Source organism: Streptomyces albireticuli, assembly GCF_021228125.1.
Taxonomy (GTDB): Bacteria; Actinomycetota; Actinomycetes; order Streptomycetales; family Streptomycetaceae; genus Streptomyces; species Streptomyces albireticuli.
The window spans coordinates 19,913-37,485 of sequence record NZ_JAJQQS010000005.1 but is presented as its reverse complement, the minus strand read 5'-3'; the positions used below and the strand labels follow the sequence as shown (position 1 = coordinate 37,485).

General features: G+C 72.3%; 17 protein-coding genes. 3 read left to right on the top strand and 14 right to left on the bottom strand.

The features are described 5' to 3' along the window. Positions 1 to 23: 23 nt before the first annotated feature. The 4 genes from LUZ64_RS10875 to LUZ64_RS10860 all read right to left on the bottom strand — a co-directional run bounded on the left by LUZ64_RS10875 (position 24) and on the right by LUZ64_RS10860 (position 2,645). Complete coding sequence (locus LUZ64_RS10875) at positions 24 to 857, bottom strand: RNA polymerase sigma factor SigF (protein ID WP_087927110.1); 834 nt, start codon at positions 855 to 857, stop codon at positions 24 to 26. Positions 858 to 1,045: 188 nt separating this feature from the next. Next, positions 1,046 to 1,921, bottom strand: coding sequence for an RNA polymerase sigma factor SigF (locus LUZ64_RS10870; protein WP_372471963.1), 876 nt, complete (start codon positions 1,919 to 1,921; stop codon positions 1,046 to 1,048). A gap of 255 nt (positions 1,922 to 2,176) precedes the next feature. Next, positions 2,177 to 2,470 carry a Dabb family protein gene (locus tag LUZ64_RS10865; protein ID WP_095581263.1) on the bottom strand — a complete coding sequence of 98 codons (294 nt, stop codon included), beginning with the start codon at positions 2,468 to 2,470 and terminating at the stop codon, positions 2,177 to 2,179. A 10-nt stretch (positions 2,471 to 2,480) separates the two neighbouring features. After that, the gene (locus tag LUZ64_RS10860; RefSeq protein WP_170116743.1) at positions 2,481 to 2,645 is read right to left on the bottom strand and encodes a hypothetical protein; all 165 of its coding nucleotides are present in this window, start codon (positions 2,643 to 2,645) and stop codon (positions 2,481 to 2,483) included. A gap of 688 nt (positions 2,646 to 3,333) precedes the next feature. On the opposite strand from LUZ64_RS10860, the gene LUZ64_RS10855 reads away from it, so the two are divergent. Next, the gene (locus LUZ64_RS10855) at positions 3,334 to 3,717 is read left to right on the top strand and encodes an STAS domain-containing protein (RefSeq protein WP_232389920.1); all 384 of its coding nucleotides are present in this window, start codon (positions 3,334 to 3,336) and stop codon (positions 3,715 to 3,717) included. A gap of 69 nt (positions 3,718 to 3,786) precedes the next feature. Here LUZ64_RS10855 and LUZ64_RS10850 read toward each other — a convergent pair whose 3' ends face one another. From LUZ64_RS10850 to LUZ64_RS10840, 3 genes are all read right to left on the bottom strand, one after another. Then, a complete protein-coding gene (locus tag LUZ64_RS10850) occupies positions 3,787 to 4,137 on the bottom strand; it encodes an STAS domain-containing protein (RefSeq protein WP_095581262.1) in 351 nt (116 codons plus the stop codon). A gap of 152 nt (positions 4,138 to 4,289) precedes the next feature. After that, positions 4,290 to 5,090, bottom strand: coding sequence for an alpha/beta hydrolase (locus LUZ64_RS10845; RefSeq protein WP_211305012.1), 801 nt, complete (start codon positions 5,088 to 5,090; stop codon positions 4,290 to 4,292). Between the two features lie 29 nt (positions 5,091 to 5,119). After that, positions 5,120 to 6,652 carry an FAD-binding oxidoreductase gene (locus LUZ64_RS10840; protein WP_211305011.1) on the bottom strand — a complete coding sequence of 511 codons (1,533 nt, stop codon included), beginning with the start codon at positions 6,650 to 6,652 and terminating at the stop codon, positions 5,120 to 5,122. Between the two features lie 365 nt (positions 6,653 to 7,017). Between LUZ64_RS10840 and LUZ64_RS10835 the strand changes: the two genes are divergently transcribed. Next, positions 7,018 to 8,256, top strand: a complete 1,239-nt coding sequence (locus LUZ64_RS10835; RefSeq protein WP_232389921.1) for an IS701 family transposase — start codon at positions 7,018 to 7,020, stop codon at positions 8,254 to 8,256. A 191-nt stretch (positions 8,257 to 8,447) separates the two neighbouring features. Here the strand turns inward: LUZ64_RS10835 and LUZ64_RS10830 are convergent, their stop codons facing one another. The 4 genes from LUZ64_RS10830 to LUZ64_RS10815 all read right to left on the bottom strand — a co-directional run bounded on the left by LUZ64_RS10830 (position 8,448) and on the right by LUZ64_RS10815 (position 14,197). Next, complete coding sequence (locus LUZ64_RS10830) at positions 8,448 to 10,388, bottom strand: helix-turn-helix domain-containing protein (RefSeq protein WP_095579726.1); 1,941 nt, start codon at positions 10,386 to 10,388, stop codon at positions 8,448 to 8,450. A 316-nt stretch (positions 10,389 to 10,704) separates the two neighbouring features. After that, entirely contained in the window at positions 10,705 to 12,231 is a 1,527-nt protein-coding gene (locus LUZ64_RS10825) for an FAD-binding oxidoreductase (protein WP_095579725.1), read from the bottom strand. A gap of 132 nt (positions 12,232 to 12,363) precedes the next feature. Next, positions 12,364 to 13,581: an MFS transporter gene (locus LUZ64_RS10820; protein ID WP_095584157.1), complete on the bottom strand. Its 1,218-nt coding sequence runs from the start codon at positions 13,579 to 13,581 to the stop codon at positions 12,364 to 12,366. 160 nt (positions 13,582 to 13,741) lie between these two features. Further along, positions 13,742 to 14,197 carry a carboxymuconolactone decarboxylase family protein gene (locus LUZ64_RS10815; protein WP_232389922.1) on the bottom strand — a complete coding sequence of 152 codons (456 nt, stop codon included), beginning with the start codon at positions 14,195 to 14,197 and terminating at the stop codon, positions 13,742 to 13,744. A gap of 50 nt (positions 14,198 to 14,247) precedes the next feature. Here LUZ64_RS10815 and pdxR point away from each other — a divergent pair, with 50 nt between their 5' ends. Continuing rightward, on the top strand, positions 14,248 to 15,717 hold the full coding sequence (pdxR, locus tag LUZ64_RS10810; RefSeq protein ID WP_232389923.1) for a MocR-like pyridoxine biosynthesis transcription factor PdxR: 1,470 nt from the start codon (positions 14,248 to 14,250) through the stop codon (positions 15,715 to 15,717). A 10-nt stretch (positions 15,718 to 15,727) separates the two neighbouring features. Here the strand turns inward: pdxR and LUZ64_RS10805 are convergent, their stop codons facing one another. The 3 genes from LUZ64_RS10805 to tal all read right to left on the bottom strand — a co-directional run bounded on the left by LUZ64_RS10805 (position 15,728) and on the right by tal (position 17,515). Continuing rightward, a complete protein-coding gene (locus LUZ64_RS10805; RefSeq protein WP_095582321.1) occupies positions 15,728 to 15,979 on the bottom strand; it encodes a type II toxin-antitoxin system RelE family toxin in 252 nt (83 codons plus the stop codon). After that, positions 15,976 to 16,227 carry a type II toxin-antitoxin system Phd/YefM family antitoxin gene (locus LUZ64_RS10800; RefSeq protein ID WP_095582320.1) on the bottom strand — a complete coding sequence of 84 codons (252 nt, stop codon included), beginning with the start codon at positions 16,225 to 16,227 and terminating at the stop codon, positions 15,976 to 15,978. Before LUZ64_RS10800 ends, LUZ64_RS10805 begins: the two co-directional genes overlap by 4 nt. 139 nt (positions 16,228 to 16,366) lie before the next feature. After that, positions 16,367 to 17,515, bottom strand: a complete 1,149-nt coding sequence (tal, locus tag LUZ64_RS10795) for a transaldolase (protein ID WP_095582319.1) — start codon at positions 17,513 to 17,515, stop codon at positions 16,367 to 16,369. Between the last annotated feature and the right edge of the window lie 58 nt (positions 17,516 to 17,573).

Genomic DNA, 17,573 nt, shown 5'->3' with positions numbered 1-17,573 from the left:
CGGGGAGTGGCGCGTGGAAGTGGTCAGTCGGCGATGAGTCCTTCCCGGAGCTGGGAGAGCGTCCGCGTGAGCAGCCGGGAGACGTGCATCTGGGAGATGCCGACCTCCTCGCCGATCTGCGACTGGGTCATATTGGCGAAGAAACGGAGCATGATGATCTGCCGCTCGCGGGGCGGCAGCTTGGCCAGCAGCGGCTTGAGCGACTCGCGGTACTCCACACCCTCCAGGGCGCTGTCCTCGTAACCCAGGCGGTCCGCGAGGGAGCCCTCGCCGCCGTCGTCCTCGGGGGAGGGGGAGTCCAGCGAGCTGGCGGTATAGGCGTTGCCCACGGCCAGGCCGTCGACCACGTCGTCCTCCGAGACGCCCAGGCACAGGGCCAGTTCGGGGACGGTCGGGGACCGGTCGAGCTTCTGCGCCAGCTCGTCGCTCGCCTTGGTCAGGGCGAGCCGGAGCTCCTGGAGCCGGCGCGGCACCCGCACGGACCAACTGGTGTCACGGAAGAAACGCTTGATCTCCCCGACGACCGTCGGCATCGCGAAGGTCGGGAACTCCACACCCCGTTCGCAGTCGAAACGGTCGATCGCCTTGATCAGGCCGATGGTGCCGACCTGGACGATGTCCTCCATCGGTTCGTTGCGGCTGCGGAAGCGGGCCGCGGCGTAGCGCACCAGGGGGAGATTGAGCTCGATGAGGGTGTCGCGGACGTACGTACGCTCCGCGCTGTCCCTGTCGAGCGCGGCGAGCCGCAGGAAGAGCGAGCGGGAGAGGGTGCGGGTGTCGATGGCTTCGCAGTCGTCGAGCACGGCGTGCGGTGCGTCGTTGGCGAGCACCTTCGCGCTGCCCAGGTCTACGGACATGCCACCCCCTTGAGGTCGCGGACGGGTCACAGCAACTCCCTCGTGCGAGGGGTTCAGCCTCCACCTGAATACCGGAGGCCGGGCTGTGGCAAACGCAGTTCCAGCAGAATGTCACATGTCGGCAACACGCTGTAGCGTCAAGTCGACATATCTGCCCACTGACATCGGAGGGGTGTCACCCGTGAGGGTTAGGCATCGATTCGATTTGCGGACCGCAGTCTGGCGAAGGACCGGGAGAGCAGCCGGGAGACATGCATCTGGGAGACGCCCAGCTCGGCGCTGATCTGCGACTGCGTCAGATTGCTGTAATAGCGCAGCAGCAGAATGCGCTGCTCGCGCTCCGGCAGTTGGACGAGCAGATGGCGCACGAGGTCCCGGTGTTCGACCCCGGCGAGAGCGGGGTCCTCGTAGCCGAGCCGGTCCAGCAGGCCGGGCAGCCCGTCGCCCTCCTGGGCGGCCTCCAGCGAGGTGGCGTGATAGGAGCGGCCGGCCTCGATGCAGGCCAGCACCTCCTCCTCCGGGATCCGCAGCCGCTCGGCGATCTCCGCGGTGGTGGGCGTGCGCCCGTGCAGCACCGTCAGGTCCTCGCTCGCGCCGTTGACCTGCACCCAGAGCTCGTGCAGCCGGCGGGGGACGTGGACGGTGCGGACGTTGTCGCGGAAGTAGCGCTTGATCTCGCCGACCACGGTCGGCATCGCGAAGGTCGGGAACTGCACCCCGCGGTCGGGGTCGAAGCGGTCGATGGCGTTGATGAGGCCGATGGTGCCGACCTGCACCACGTCCTCCATGGGCTCGTTGCGGCTGCGGAAGCGGGCCGCGGCGTAGCGCACCAGGGGGAGGTTGGCCTCGATCAGGGCGGCCCGTACGCGGGTGTGCTCGGGGGTGCCGGGCGTGAGGGTGACGAACTCCTTGAAGAGCACCTGGGTGAGCGCGCGGGCGTCCGCGCCCCGGCTGCGGGGGCCCGGGTCGGGCTCCTGGTCCTCCGCCTGCGGGGCGGGGCGCGGGGTGGTGCGCGGCGGGGTCTCTGGCGTGGCTTCGGGGACGGTACGGGCCGACACGGTCACGCCACCCTTCACGGTCAACTCATCCGGCAAAAGCGGTCATAGCATCACAAGACATGTGCACTGTGTGCAAGCACCGCATGGCGCCGTGTTGGCGCAAAACGGACCCCTCGCCGGGGTGGCGAAGGGTCCGCTGGGAAAGGTGTCGTGAAGGGGTGCCGCAGGGGTCCGCCGGGGCCGCCCGCGCGGCGCCGACCAGGTGTCGGAGCGGTGCCGCCGGGGTCGCCCGCGCGGCGCCGGAGAAGGTCCGCGAACCGCTCAGAACGGGTAGTCGGCGATCACCCATGTGGCGAATTCGCGCCACTGCGCGACGCCCGCCTGATGGGCCGGGTGGTCCAGGTAGCGCTGGAGGGCCTCGGTGTCCGCGACGGCGGAGTTGATGGCGAAGTCGTAGGCGATCGGCCGGTCCGAGATGTTCCAGGCGCACTCCCAGAACTCCACCTCGGGTACGAGGCCGCCGAGCTTCTCGAACGCCTGCACGCCGGCGACGACACGCGGGTCGTCGCGCTCGACGCCCTCGTTGAGCTTGAACAGGACGAGGTGACGGATCACGGGTCTGCCCTCAGTTGATCAGCTGGGTCATGAACTCACCGACGCTCTTGGCGGCGTCCGAGATGCCCTCGAACCCTATCTGGACGAGCTCGGCCGACCGGGCGGGGGAGTGGATGATCGTGTAGGCCACGAAAATGCCGACGGCGTAGAGCGCGATCTTCTTCGCTTTGGCCACGACGCACTGTCTCCCCTGTTGTCCCCGGTGCCTCTGCGGTCGCTCCCGACGCCCGCCGGCGCTGTGATCGCGAGAGTCTAACCGGCCAACCGTACGTATGGACGAAATGCGCGGGCCGGTCCGTGTCCTCACAGCACCTTTAAGGACCAAAGGCCCGGCAAGGAGGGCCCTTCGGCAGCACGTCGCGCTCCGGCGGGGGGCGGAAGATGGGGGGTACGGCCCCCGGATCTGGCAGGAATCCGCCGGGCCAGGGACATGACCTCACTGCGGGGTCCGGGCCGCGACTCCCCCCGACTGCGGCCCGTGACTTTGAGGGCGTGTCCTCGCCGGGGGAAGCGGCTTTCCCCCCGATGCCGCTTCCCCCGACCTGCACTCCTCTTTCCCCCTCTTCCGGTCTCTTCCCGGCCCTCGCGCGGCGCCCCGGCCACCTCGGCGCGCGCCTTCCGCGCCACCCCCGCGCGCACCCGTTCGCCCCGTGGCGCGCCTGAGCCCCTGAGTGCTCCCACGCGGCCGGACCCGTCCCGTCCGGACGTCCCCCGGTTCCGTCCGCCCCCTCGCGGCTCCCCCGGCCCTCCCGTCGCGTACCGCCGAATGCCATGAGCGGCGATCACAGCTTTGCGACGTAGGTGAGATTCATGTACTGCCGGGGCACCAAAAGGTGGACGGCATATGCGGCCGAGGGAGGTCGGTGAGAGGCGACATGGGCGCGGAGTGGCCCGCCTTCGCCATGAGTGAGCGTGTGGCGAGCGGGGCGATCATCATTGAACTGCACGGTGAAATAGATATTTTGGCGGAACAGGAGCTCGGACCGCGGGTGGACGCGCTGACGGAAAGGTTCCGGGCGGATGTCGTCATCGATCTCCGCGAGGTGGCCTTCCTGGACGCGAGCGGCCTGCGGCTGCTGCTGAGGGCCCGGGAGCGGGTGCTCGAGCGGGGCGGGCGGCTGCGCCTGGTGCGCGGCGTTCCGCGGGTCTTCCGGGTGCTGCGGGTGACCGGGGTCGAGGGTGCGTTCACGGTTGTGGACGCGTTCCCGTACGGACGCGTGGGGGAGGGCGGGAGCGTGCCGGCGTAGGAGGCGGACGCCCCGCTCCGAGGGCCCGGGACCCCGGGGCCGGCCGGGGTTCCGCCCCGGCGGGCCCCGCTACCGGGGGACCTCGTCCAGGGTGCGGAACACCGGCATCACCTCGCGCAGGCCCGTCAGCGCGAACACCTTCCTGGTCAGCGGCGCGGGCGCCACCACGTACAGCGCCATCCCCTCCCCCCGCGCCAACTTCCGTGCCTCCACCAGCACGGACAGCGCCGTCGCCGTCGCGAAGCGGGACGCGGAGAGATCGGCGACCAGGGCACGGCAGCGGCCGCCGTGGTCGTGGATGATCGTGCGCAGGGCGCCGCGGACGTCCGGGGCGTTCCCGATGTCGACCACATCGGGAAAGGCGACCACGCAGTGGGCCGACATGACGTGGGCCGGCATGGTGTGGGTGGGCACCTGCATGAGGTCCTCTTCAGGGTGCTTCCTGCGACCTGGTGAAATCCGCGGGCGGATCTTCAATACCGCCCGCTACCCGGGCCGCTTCCCGATCCGAGAGAATTCCACCACATTCGCCGTGGGCTCCAAGTAAAACCGAGGACATTCTCCGGAATCCCCTACACCAGCGGTAGAATTCCCGGCCGCACAAGTCCCCTTGACGCCTCCAGCAGCGCCCGGACCGTGGTCCGGCCGCCCTCGACCGCGTGCGGCGCGGTGTCGGGCACACAGCGGCCGGCCGCCGGGTCGAAGCGGGTCATGACGACCCCGGCGTGGTCGGTCGGGACCTCCTCCAGCCCCACCGGCCAGCCGTGCCGCCCGAGGGCCGCCGCGAACCGCCGTGAGGAGACGCTGTCCAGGGTGTCGTCCCGGGTGCCGTGCACGAGCCGTACGGGCACGGGCGCGACGGCACCCGGACCACCGGGGCCGTCGGAGCCCGCCCACTCGGCCAGGTCGTCGAGGGGCGCGCGCCCCGTGGTGCGCGCCGGGACGTCGTACCGCCCGGCGATGCCGACGACCGCCGACGGACGCGGAAGGCCCGACGGCTCCGGGTGCGTGACGAGACCCGCCGCGGCACCGGCCCCCGCCGACCAGCCCGCGACCACGAGCCGCCCGGCGTCACCGCCGTGTTCCGCCGCGTGGTCGTGGGCGTGGGCCAGGGAGTCCAGCAGGTGCGCCCGGCCGCGGTCCGGCGCGTCGGAGCGCCAGTCCGGCACGAAGACCACCAGGCCGCGCGCGGCGGCGGCGCGCGCGACGGGCGCCATCATGGCCCGCTCGTCCGGTCCCGTGCCGTGCCACAGCAGTACGACGGGCGCGCCCCCGGCCCCGGCACCGGACACGTCGCCGGGCCCGTACACGTCGACGGCCTTGCCGTTCGCCCCATGGACAAGCGTGTGCGTCGCTACTAACTCAGTGGTCACACAGGTCACCCTATGCGCCGTCCGTCGCGTCAGTCGATGCCCTGCGCGAAGCGGAAGAAGCCGTACGGGTCATAGGCCCGCTTGACCGCGCGGAGCCGCTCGTAGTTCTGCCCGTAGTACGCCTCGCGCCAGTCGCGCAGCGCCGGGTCCATGTAGTTCTGGTACGAACGCCGGTTGGACCAGGGCAGGACCGCCGCGTAGCCGCCGTCGGCCCACGACCGCGCGGCCTCCCGCTGCTCCTTCTCCGGCAGCGGCGTGGTGAGGCCGACCTGGTAGTCGGCCTCGAAGAGGGCGTCCCGGTGGACGAAGGCGGTGGCCTTCGGGTCCACGTCGTTGATCCTCCCGCCGTAGGCGAACAGGCCGAGGAAGCGGAACTGCCCCGGCCGGAGCGCCGCCTCGAAGGCCCGGAGGGCCTCCTTGGCCGCCGGTGCGGTCCAGGGCCGGGTGAAGTAGAGGTTCCGGCCGGTGACGTAGTTGTCGCGCGGCAGCCGCGCCTGCGGGGAGTAGCCCGTCCGGTGGCACTCGGGGACGCTGCGGTCGGCACAGCCGAAGATCTTCATCATCCCGGCCCGGTAGGGGAGTTCGGTGGCCTCCCGGACGGCCGGTCGCGCCCCGGCGGCCGCGACGAGCTGGTCGAGGAGCCGGTCGCACACCGCCGCGGCGCCCGCGAAGGTGCCGCTGACCCGCACCTCCGGCTCGGTGCCGGCCGGGCCGTCGGTGGTGAGCGTGACCGACAGCTCGGCGGCGAGCTCCAGCGGGCCGGTCGCGATCCACTGCTGCCACGCGAGCGCCACCTCGGCGGCGGCCGCCCACGCGAACGTCAGGGTGAAGACCACCATCGACGGCAGCCGGGTGGGCCGCACCTCGTACTCGGTGACGACGCCGAAGTTCCCGCCGCCCCCGCCGCGCAGCGCCCAGAACAGATCGGGTTCCTCCCGCTCCGAGCAGCGGGTGAGCGTGCCGTCGGCGAGCACCACCTGCGCTGACACCAGCCGGTCGCAGCCCATGCCGAACCGCCGGGCGTGCGGGCCGAGTCCCCCGCCGAGCAGCCAGCCGCCCGCGGCGACGGTCGGGCAGGTACCCCCGGCCACCTGGACGCCGTACCGGTCCAGGGCGTGCACCACGTCCACGCCCTGGCCGCCCGGGCCGAGCCGGACGGTGGAGCGGCCCGGGCGGACCGAGTTCAGCCGGGACACGTCGACGACCAGCCCCGGGGTCGTCGAGTAACCCGCGAAGCTGTGGCCCCCGCTGCGCGCGGCGACGGCGATCCGGTGCTCCTGCGCGAAGCGCACGCACGCCGTGACGTCGGAGGCGCTCGCGCAGTACGCGACGGCCTGCGGCTCGACCGTGTCGTACTGGGCCAGCTGGAGCTGCTTGGCCACGGTGTACGACGGGTCGGCGGGCAGGACGAGTTCGCCGGTCAGGCGCTCGCGCAGACGGGCCCAGGGGGCGCCCGCCGCGAAGGCCGGAGCCCGGCCCGGCAGCGCGGCCCCGCCCGCCATGAGTGCTCCCGCGGCGCCGATCCCGGCACCGGCTCCGATGAGCGACCTTCTGCTGATCACTGGAAGTTCCTCCCCCGTGGGCCCCGCGGAAGCGCGGAGCGGAACTGGCCGCGCCCCTTCCGGACATGGCCGGTATCGCGTGTCCGGAGGGACGGTATGCAGCCGCCCGGGGTAACTCCAGATGTATTCCGGTGGCCGGACGCAGTCAGTCAAGTCGGTTTCTGGAACATGGAATTCCGAGAGCTTTCGGAGCGCAGAGTCAGGGCCCGCCCGTTCCGTTCACGCTGGGTGAGTGGTGGTGGAACATCCACCATCCGTGCGGTGCGCCAGGTGACTTGCGCACCTATGCGGCGGACGGCGGAAACGGCACTGTGGAGACATCACTTCGCGCCGCTCGTGCCATCGGATCCGAGATAGGGAACGCAATGAGCACTCTTGCCCTGTACCCCGACGACGTCAGAAGGCAGCCGCACGCACCGAAGTACGCCGGGGCCTATGACGCGATGCTCACCGAACTCTGTTCGGAGCTTTTCGCGACGCTGCCCCGGAGCGACCAGCGCCGAAAGGGCCTGGAATACCTTCGCGGACTGCTCGGCGGACAGGGCCGTAAAACCATTCGGAACATCGCCGCGCTCATCGGCGGATCGGCGACGGAACAGAGCATGCACCATTTCATCTCCAGCTCCATCTGGGACTGGGAGCCGGTGCGGCAGGCGCTCGTCCGCCACCTCGTCCGGATCGCGCCGCCGCAGGCGTGGGTCGTCCGGCCGATGGTGATCCCCAAGGGCGGCCGGCACTCCGTCGGCGTCGACCGGCGCTTCTTCCCGGCGCTCGGCCAGGTGCTGAACGCGCAGCAGGCCGTCGGCGTCTGGGCGGCGTCGGACGAGATGGCGACGCCCGTCAACTGGCGGCTGCACCTGTCGGAGGACTGGCTGGAGGACGACGAGCGGCGGACCCGCGCGTCCATCCCCGACGGCACGGTCCCGGAGACCCTCGGCGACTGCGCGGTCGGTGCCTATCTGGACATGCTCACGACCTGGGACGTCCCGGTGCGGCCGCTGGTCCTGGACGCGCCGGAGACCGACACCGGGGCGATCGTCCGGCGGCTGCGGGAGGCGGGCGTCCCGCTGCTGGTGCGCGTCAGCAGCACCTTCCGGCTGACGGCGGCGGACCCCGCGCTGCCCGGCTGCCGGGCCGAGGGCGTGCCCGCCCACCAGATCATGGGCGCGGCGGCCGGGATGCGCCGCCCGGTGATGTGGTCGGACCACGACGCCGCGGAGACGCTGCGCACCAGCATGTCCACGAGCGTCCGGGTGCGGATGCCGGCCCGCGGGCCCCGGCCGGTACGGGCCCTCGGCCAGGCGGGCGTGGGGGACCTGAGGCTCATGGGGGAGTGGGAGAACGGGCAGTCCTCGCCGACGGCCCTCTGGCTCACGGACATGACCTCGCTGCACCCGGTGGCCCTGATGCAGCTGAGCAAGATGACGCGCCGGGTGGACCGGGACTTCGCGGAGATCTCCGATCAGGTGGGCATGCGGGATTACACGGGGCGGTCGTTCAAGGGGTGGCACCGGCATGTGACGTTGGCGTCGGCGGCGCATGCGGTTACTGCGTTGGGGCGGGCGGGGCGTGTGGGGCGGGCGGGGTTGGGGTACGCGGTGTGAGGTGGGGGGTGTGGGTGCGGGTGCGGGTGCCGGGCCGCTGCGCGGGGCCTTTCCCCAGCCCCGCCCCTTCCCGAACCGGGGCTCCGCCCCGGACCCCGGTCCTCAAACGCCGGACGGGCTGAAATCCAGCCCGTCCGGCGCTTGAGGACATTCGGGAAGGGGCGGGGTGGGGAAAAAGCCCCCCGCAGGGGCTACGCCCCCGCCGTCGTGACGCGCCGCTTCCGGAGCACGTGCTGTATCCGGGACAGCCGCAGCGCGAGCTGGATCTCGAAGGCCCGCTCCGACTGCTGCCACCCCGCGCCTAACAGCTCACTGATCCGCTCCAGCCGCCGCGCCACCGTGTTCGGGTGCACGTGCAGCTTCTCGGCCGTCTGCGTGATGCTGCCCCGCGCGTCGAAGTAGGCGGCCAGCGTCGGGGTGAACTCGGTGAAGCGCTGGGCGTCGCAGTCGGCCAGCGGGCCGATCATGGAGCGGACGAAGCCCTCCACGTCATGGGTGTCCGACAGCAGTACGCCCAGGAAGCCGTGCTCCCGGGCGGAGGCGAAGCCACCGGCGGCACCGAGCGCGATCATCGCCTCCAGGCAGCGCAGGGCCTCCTCGTGGGCGCGGGTGATGTCCGCGCAGTCCCGGCCGGCGTCGACCGGGCCGGACGCGCAGACGGTCACCGGGTGGTCCAGCACCGGCGCGAGCGCCCGGGAGACCCGCTCGGCCACGGCCGTCGCGTCCGTGCCCGGCAGCAGCAGGACGGCGCTGCCCGCGTGCATGCCCTTGAGGCCGTTGCGGCGGCGGGCGTACGAGGAGGCCCACAGGTCCAGCTTGTCCTGGGAATCGCCCTCGGGGCGGGCGACGACCACCACGTGCGGCTGCCCGAGGTCGACGCCGAGCCGGGCCGCGCGCTCGCGGAACCGGCCGGCCGGCCGGGCCGGACCGGCCAGCAGGTCCTCCAGCAGCCAGTCGCGGTCGTGGCCCGCCGCCGCGTCCTGCCGGCCTGCGCGCAGCAGCAGCTGGGCCGCGACGGTCTGGGCGACCAGGACGAGCAGCGGCACGTCCTCGTCGCCGAGCGGGTGGCGGGGGCTGAACAGCAGGGTCCCGAGGTCCTCCGGGCCCGCCAGGACCGGCGCGGCCCACAGGCCGCCGTCGAGCATCGTGGCCTCGCGCGGCGACCGCTCCCCGGCCGCCTCGACCAGGGCGCGCACCGCGTCCGCCCCGGCCTCCGCAGGCATCTCGCCGGCCGTCGCCAGCACCGCGCCGGCCGCGTCGTGGATCCGCAGGGCGCCGCCCAGCCCCGTGGCGGCCTCCCGCGCCAGCGCGGACAGCTCGCCGCCGCGGAGGACGACCTCCATCAGCCGGCCGTGCAGGGCCGTGGTCTCCCGGACGCCGCGCGCCCCGGCCTTGTGCCGCTCCAGCTCGGCGATCACGTCGGTCGCGTGCTCCAGGAAGCGGGCCTTGCCGATGGCCACCCCGGCGAGCTCGCCGAGCGAGGCCATGAGGGACACCTCGCCCGCCGTGAAGTAGCGCATGCACCGGCTGGCCACGTACAGGGTGCCGACCGGCCGGGCGCCGTCCTCCAGGGGGACGGACATGAGGGCGCGCACGCGCTCGGACTTCATCAGCCCGTCGACGGCCCGGCTGTGGCCGACCCGCTCGTCCGCCGCGTAGTCGGGCGTCCAGAACGGGGTCGGGCCGCCGCTCAGCGCCACGTCGTCGGGGACCGTGAGGCCGGGGGCCAGGACCGTCGTGTGACCGTCGAAGGCGCTGACGGACACGAGACCGGGCGTCCGGTCGAAGGTGGTGACGTACGCCAGGTCGACGTCGAAGAGCCGGCGGGCCTCCTGGGCGAGCGTGGTGAGCAGTTCCGGAAGGACCTGGGTATTGGCGAGCGTGCGCGCCGTCTCGATGAACGCGGAGAGCCGGGCCTCCTTGCGCTGCCGCCGCTCGGCCTGGGCGTAGATGGCCATGCCGAGCCGCTTGGCCTTTTCCAGGAATGCCAGTTCGGCGCCCGTGGTCCCGCGCCAGCGGGCCTCTTCCACGAGCGATTCGAATTGGTCTATCGGCGCTTCGTCGGCCAGTAACTCCAGGACGGCGAACGCGCTCGCCTCCGTAGCCCTCCCTTGTGACGCAACGTTTCCCATTTTGCCCCCCCAGGTGCAACGCAGAGATCGTTCGCGGCGTACATGTCGGAAACTACGCATCGAGTAATGCCCGAGTCAACGTCCGGGTATATCCAGGGACATGAACAAAGCATTGCCATGTGCGCAGCGGACGACCGCACCCGTGGGAAAGGAGTTTTCCTGCGGGCGCGGTCGATTCCGGCGACGAAGGACGTCGCGCACAGTCGCGGTGGTGTGTACCGGAATTGTCCTCGCGCGACTGTGAACGATCAAGAGGGCCTGGGGGCCCTTGCGTACGGTCGGGCCGTACGCTCGGACGGACGGTCGGGGCGTACGGTCAGGGCGTACGGACCGACAGGGCGTGGCCGAAGACGCCGCGCGGGTCGTACGCCGCCCGGACGCTCTGGAGCCGCGGGTAGTTGTCCTTGTAGTAGAGCTCGTGCCAGGGGCTGTCGGAGGTGTTCCACTCGGGGTCGGCCAGGTCGGTGTCGGCGAAGTTGACGAACGCCCCGTCCTGGGCCTCGTCGGGAGCGGGCACCCCGCCGGTCTTCGCGAACACGGCGCCGTGGAAGCGGCGCATCCAGCCGAGGTTGACCTCGTCGTCGGCCGCGTCCTGCCAGGTGTTCATGAAGAGCACCTTCAGCACCGAGTCGCGCTGCGCGACGGCGGTGGCGTCGGACGCGACGGCGCCCACCCGGCCGCCGTACGAGTCGAGGGCGACCAGGCTGCTGCCGTTGGCGTGGTCGTCGCCGTTCAGGAAGGCGTGCAGGGCGTCGGCCTGGTCGTCGGTGAACGCGCGCCGCAGGTTGGCGGACTTCACCTTCTGGCGGCCGGTCTCGGCGTCCTGCGCGTCACCGAGCGCCTTCTTCGAGTCGAGCCACGGCACGGTCTCGGACGGCAGGACCACCGGCGCGAGGCCGGGCTGCCCGGCCACCTCGTGGAGGAAGTCCGCGAGCAGCCGCTCCGCGTCCGGCCGGGTGGCGTCCATGTGGGTGACGAGGACGGCGCCCATGTCCTTCTCGGGGTCCGGGTTCCGGCCGAGCAGCACCAGGCTGGCGAAGAGGTGGGCGTACGGGGAGTCCGGCGCGCTGTTGCGCTCGTGCCAGCGGCCGAAGCCGCCGACCAGCGCGCGCGTGGCCGGCTTGTCCAGGCCCGCGCGGGGGAACAGGACGGTGCTGGTGATCACCTCGGCGGGCGGGTTGGGCAGCAGGTCCGCCGGGTCGGATCCCTGGGCGCCGGGGGTGCGGAACCAGAAGCGGGTGACGACACCGAAGTTGCCGCCGCCACCACCGGTGAGCGCCCACCACAGGTCGTGGTGCGGGTCGTCCGGCGCGCGGGTCGCGACGACCGCGCGGGCCTCGCCCGCGGCGTCGACGGTGACGACCTCCACGGCCTCCAGGTGGTCGACGACCAGGCCGTGCGCCCGGCACAGCGAGCCGTAGCCGCCGCCCTGCACATGGCCGCCGACGCCGACGGTGTTGCTGTTGCCCGCGGGTATCGCGACGCCCCAGCGCTCGTACATCGGCCCGTAGACGTCCTTCAGGAGGCGCGCGCCGGGCTCCACCATGAACGCGCCGCGCTCGGCGTCGAAGGCGACGGCGCGCATCTCGCCGAGGTCCAGGACGAGTTGGACACCGGGCTCGCCGACGGCGTTCTCATAGCCGTGGCCGCCGCTGCGGACGGCGACGTGCCGCCCGGCGCGTACGGCGTCGTTCACGGCCTCGATCACCTCGGCGGTCGTGGTGACGACCCGGAACTCCTCCGGGCGGGCGGTGAACCGCTTGTTGTTGCCCCGCGTGGCCAGGGCCTCGTAGCGCGGGTCGGCGGCGGCCACGGCGGACGGCGGGCGGGTTGCGTCGGACATGTGCGGCCTTTCGGTGGAACGGTCGGGAGCGAGGGGGAAGCGGGGTCGGGAGGGGGGGAAGCGGGGCGAGGCAAGGGGGGTCGCCCCCGCACTCCGGGGGATCGAGTGCGGGGGCGGGTCCGGGGCCGGGGGTCAGTGCCCCGCGGCGGTCTCGGTGGCCAGCAGGCCCTTCGTCCGGCCGCCGGCCACGGCCAGGGTGAGGACGGCGAGGGCGGCGCCGATCCACAGCACGCTGGTCATGGCGAGGCTGTCGAAGGCGAGCCCGCCGATCAGGGCGCCGAGCGCGATGGAGAAGTTGAACATCGAGACGTACAGCGAGGACGCGGCCTCGGTGGCGTCCGGGGCGGCCTTGAGGATCCAGGTCTGGAGGCTGACCGGTACGGCGCCGTAGCCCAGGCCCCACAGGACCAGCAGGGCGATGCCCACGGCCAGGCCGCCGCCGGTGACGGCGAAGAGGACCATCGCGGCCGTCAGGATCACGGAGATCGCGAGGACGATCGTCCGGACGTGCTGTCCGACCTTGGCGCCCGCGAGGAAGTTGCCGATGATGCCGGCGACTCCGAAGATCAGCAGCATCATGCTGATCCGGTTCCCGGAGATCCCCGCGTCCTGGAGGATGGGACGGACGAACGTGTAGGCCACGAAGTGCCCGGTGATCAGCAGGAACGTGATGGCGATGCCCACCCGCACACCGCGGTTGGACTTGAAGATCCTGGGGAGTTCGGCGAAGGTCAGCGACTCGTCGGCCGGCAGCGGCGGCAGCAGGAAGACCATCAGGACGAGGGCGGTCAGGCCCAGCCCGCCGACGGCCGCGAACGCGGTGCGCCAGCCGCTGAGGTCGCCCAGCAGGGTGCCGGTCGGCACGCCGAGCACGGAGGCCGTCTCGACGCCGCCGAAGATGACGGCCATGGCCCGGCCGACGTGCTCCTCGGGCACCAGCCGGAGGGCGATGCCGCCCGCGATGGCCCAGAAGCCGCCGACCGCGATGCCGACGAGGAAGCGCGCGCCCAGCACGATCGCGAAGTGGTCGGCGAACGCGGAGGCGAGGTTGGCCGCGCCCACCAGGCCGACCAGGACGCCGAGGACGAGCCGGCGGTCGATACGGCCGGTGGCGACGGTGACGATCGGCGCGGAGAGCGCGGCGACGACACCGGGGACGGTGACCATCAGGCCGGCCGTGCCCTCGGAGACGTGCAGGGCGTCGCCGACCGGGGTGAGCAGGCCGACCGGCAGCAGTTCGGAGGTCATCAGGCAGAAGATGCCGAGGGTGACCGCCGCGACGGCGAACCAGCCCTTGACCGGGGATCTTCCGGTGCCCGTGGCGGGGGACGGGGATGCGACAGTGGTCAATTCCTCACAGCCTTCATCAAGAGCGCGCGGGGGCGCGCACCAGGAGCGGGGGATACGGGTGTGCCGCGGCCCGGCGTCCCGAACCGATGAAGCCGGCCCGAGCCGGATGAAGAGGGTCTACGCGTAGGCCGGTGGGGGCACCGGCGGGGTCACCCGGCGCTCACTCGGTGCCGGGCGTCTTGCGGGTGGGGACCGCGATGCGGTTCCAGGCGTTGATGGTGAAGATCAGCGCGATGAGCTGGGCGAGTTCCTCCTCCGCGAAGTGCCGGGCGGCCGTCGCGTACACCTCGTCGGACACCCCGCCCTCGCCGAGCTCGGTGACCGCCTCGGTGAGGCCGAGCGCGGCCTTCTCGCGCGGGGTGAACAGGCCCGCCTCGCGCCAGGCGTTGAGCTGGTAGACGCGCTCCTCGCTCTCGCCCGCCTTGCGCGCCTCCTTGGTGTGCATGTCGATGCAGTAGGCGCAGTGGTTGATCTGCGAGGCGCGGATCTGCACGAGGTCGATCAGCACCGGGTCGAGGCCCGCCCGAGCGGCCGTGTCCAGGGCGATCATGGCCTTGAAGACCTTGGGCGCCGCCTTGGTGAAGTTCATGCGCTGGTCGAGCTCAGTAGCGGTCATGTCAACGACTCTAGGCAGACCACCGGTCGGGGGTGTGGTGCAATTCCCGGGTGAAATCGAAGGTCAATGCGCGCGTCGATCCCGCGGGAAGCCTGGGCAGCGATCTCCATCTGGAGCTCCCCGATTCACCGGCGGGAGGCCGCCGCGGCGCGCTGATGAGCGCCCTGCGCGACGCCATCCGCACCGGCAGGCTGGCCCCCGGTACCAAATTGCCCCCCTACCGTTCGCTGGCCACCGATCTGGGGCTGGCCCGCAACACCGTCGCCGAGGCGTACGCGGAGCTGGTCGCCGAGGGCTGGCTGAACGCCCGGCAGGGCTCCGGCACGTATGTGGCCCGCCGGGCCCGGCTCGCCGATCCGCGGCCGCGCCGGCCCACCACGCCCGACCGGGTGCCGCGCGCCCGCCACAATCTGGTGCAGGGCACCCCGGACGCGTCCGCCTTCCCCCGCTCCGCGTGGCTGGCCTCGGCCCGCCGCGCGCTCACGGCGGCCCCCAACGACGCCTTCGGGCCCGGGGATCCGCGCGGCCGCGTGGAGCTGCGCCGTTCGGTGGCCGAGTACCTGGCCCGCGCCCGCGGGGTGCGCGCGGACCCCGACCGCATCGTCATCTGCTCGGGGTTCGCCGGGGCGCTGCGGTTGCTGGGCGAGGTGCGGACCGGGACCGTCGCCGTGGAGTCCTACGGCCTGGGCTACTACCGCCACCTGCTCTCCGCCGCCGGGCTGCGGACGGTGGACCTGCCGGTGGACTCGTACGGAGCGCGGGTGGAGGATCTGGCGGACAGCGGCGCGGAAACGGTTCTTCTGACGCCCGCTCATCAGTTCCCGACGGGTGGTCCCTTGCACCACGAGCGGCGTTCCGCCGTCATCGACTGGGCGCGTGCCGAAGGCGGTCTGGTGCTGGAGGACGACTACGACGGCGAGTTCCGCTACGACCGCCAGCCGATCGGCGCCGTGCAGGGCCTCGACCCGGACCGGGTCGTCTACATCGGCTCGGTCAGCAAGAGCCTGTCGCCCGCGCTGCGGCTGGGCTGGATGGTGCTGCCGGGCGGGCTGGTGGACGAGGTGGTGGAGGCCAAGGGCGAGCGGGAGCCCTGGGCGAGCGCCCTGGAGCAGCTGACCCTGGCGGACTTCCTCGACTCCGGCTCGTACGACCGCCATGTGCGGAGGATGCGCCGGCACTACCGGCGCCGCCGCGACCAGCTCATCGAGGTCCTCGCCGAACGGGCGCCGCACGTACGGGTCACGGGCATCGCGGCCGGCCTGCACGCCGTCCTCGAACTGCCGCCGGGCACGGAGGCGTCGGTGGTGAAGGCCGCCGCCTGGCAGGGGCTCGCGCTGGAGGGACTCTCGCTCTACCGCCACGCGGAGGGGGCGGGGGCGCCGTCGGACGGCCTGGTGGTGGGCTACGGGACCCCACCGGAGCACGCGTTCGCGGGAGCGCTGGAGGCGCTGTGCGAGGCGCTGCCGCCGCCTGAGGGGGCGGGGGTGGCCGCGCGGGGGCGGGGGGTGCGGGTGGGGTAGGCGGGGTGGGTTACCTGGACGTGCGCCCGATGTGGGTGACGAGGATGCGAATGACCTGCTCGTCGATGGTGTACAGCGCCCGGTAGGAGCCGGCCCTCAGACGCCGGTACGCACTGCCGTAGGGCGCGGAGTTCGCGGGCCGAGGGTCCTCGGCGAGGGCGTCGACGGCTTGGTACAGGGCGGCCAGCCCCTGCGGGTCCTCTTTGAGGAACCGCACTGCGGCGCTGGTCGCCTCGGGCTCCCAGATGATGCTGTAGGTCACGTGCGCAGCCCCAGCATGCGGCCGACCTCTTCGTGGCTGACACCCTCGCCGAGCATGCCTTGCGCCTGGCGCCGCTCGCGTTCGGCGATCGCCAGGGAGTCTTCGAGATCCTCTATCACCTGGGGTGATACGAGAAGCGCCGCGACGTGTCCGTGGTCGGTGAGGGCGATCGTCTCGCGGCCGTGCGCGGCGCGCCGTACGAGGTCGCCCAATTCGGATCTGGCCTTGCTGATCGTAACTTCGGTCATGCCTACATGATGCCACAAGGTTAATCTAGTGGCATGTTTGCGTAGCTTGGTCAGGTCAGGGGCGCGGCGGTGGGGCCCGGAACGGCCCCTCCTGGAGCGGGGCGCCCCGGCGTACCACCCCTGTCGGCAGGCCCCGGCCTCACGCCCCCGACAGCTGCGCCCCCCGCAGCCGCCGTTCCACCGCCGCGTACAGCAGGCTCCACGACGTCTGGAGCCACTCCACGCCCTCCGTCTCCAGCTTGTCGGCGACCGAGCGGTAGGAGATGCCCATGGCGTCGAGGCGTTCCCACACCGAGCGGGCCGCGCCGTAGGCGTCGGAGAGGGTGTCGCCGGTCAGGGGGCACATCCGGTCGGCGCCCTCGCCCAGGGCGGTGAGGGACAGGGCGCTGGCGGTGCCCCAGGCGACGAGGCGTTCGGCGTAGCGCTTGTTCGTCACGCCCGGGCGGCGGGGTGCCGTGCTCGCCCACATGACCGTCTGCGGGCGGGCGCCGGAGCGGGCGAGGTCGCGCCAGCGGTCGCCGGAGAGCCGGTCCTCGTAGCGGCGGTAGACCAGGCGGGCGCTGGCCAGGGCCGCCTCGCCGCGCATGGCCCGGGCCTCCTCCGTGCCCAGCGCGTCCAGGCGGGCGTCGACCTCGGCGTCGAACCAGGTGATGGGCAGCGAGGCGAAGGAAACGATGTCAGAGAGGTCGTGGCCGGCGGCGCGGGCGCGTTCCAGGCCGTCGAAATAGGCGTCGACGACCTCGCCGTAGCGGCGCACCGAGAAGATCGCCGTCGCATGGACGCCGATCTTCCGGCCGATGCACTCGCTGATCGCCTCCAGCCCCTCGGGGGTGGCGGGGATCTTGGCCAGGACGTTGGGGCGGTTGACCGCCCGGACCAGCTTGTCCGCCTCCGAGGCGACCAGCGCGGCGTCGTGCGCCAGCCAGGGGTTCACGTCCACCGAGACATAGCCCTCGCGGCCGCCGGTCTCCTCGAAGACGGGCAGCAGTTCGTCGCAGGACAGACGGGCGTCGTACGCGGTCAGGGCGCGGATCGCGTCGTCGGTCGGGACGTCGCGGTAGGACAGGAAGAGCAGCTGGTCCAGGTAGTCCGTGTCGCCGGACTCCACGGCCGCGGTCAGCGTGGCCAGATTGGAGGTCGCCCCGCGGATGCCCGCCCGTGAGACGAGGTCGGTGAGCCCGCCCGAGGTGAGCAGGGGCCGGCAGAATCCGTCCAGCCAGGGGGACACACCCTCGGCGGCCAGCCGGCGCAGGTCGCAGCTCACGGCCGTCAACTCCCGTTCTTTCATGGAATTGTCACGACTCCTGTGCGGGGTGAGGTCGGGGGGTTGGGATTCAGGATAAGGA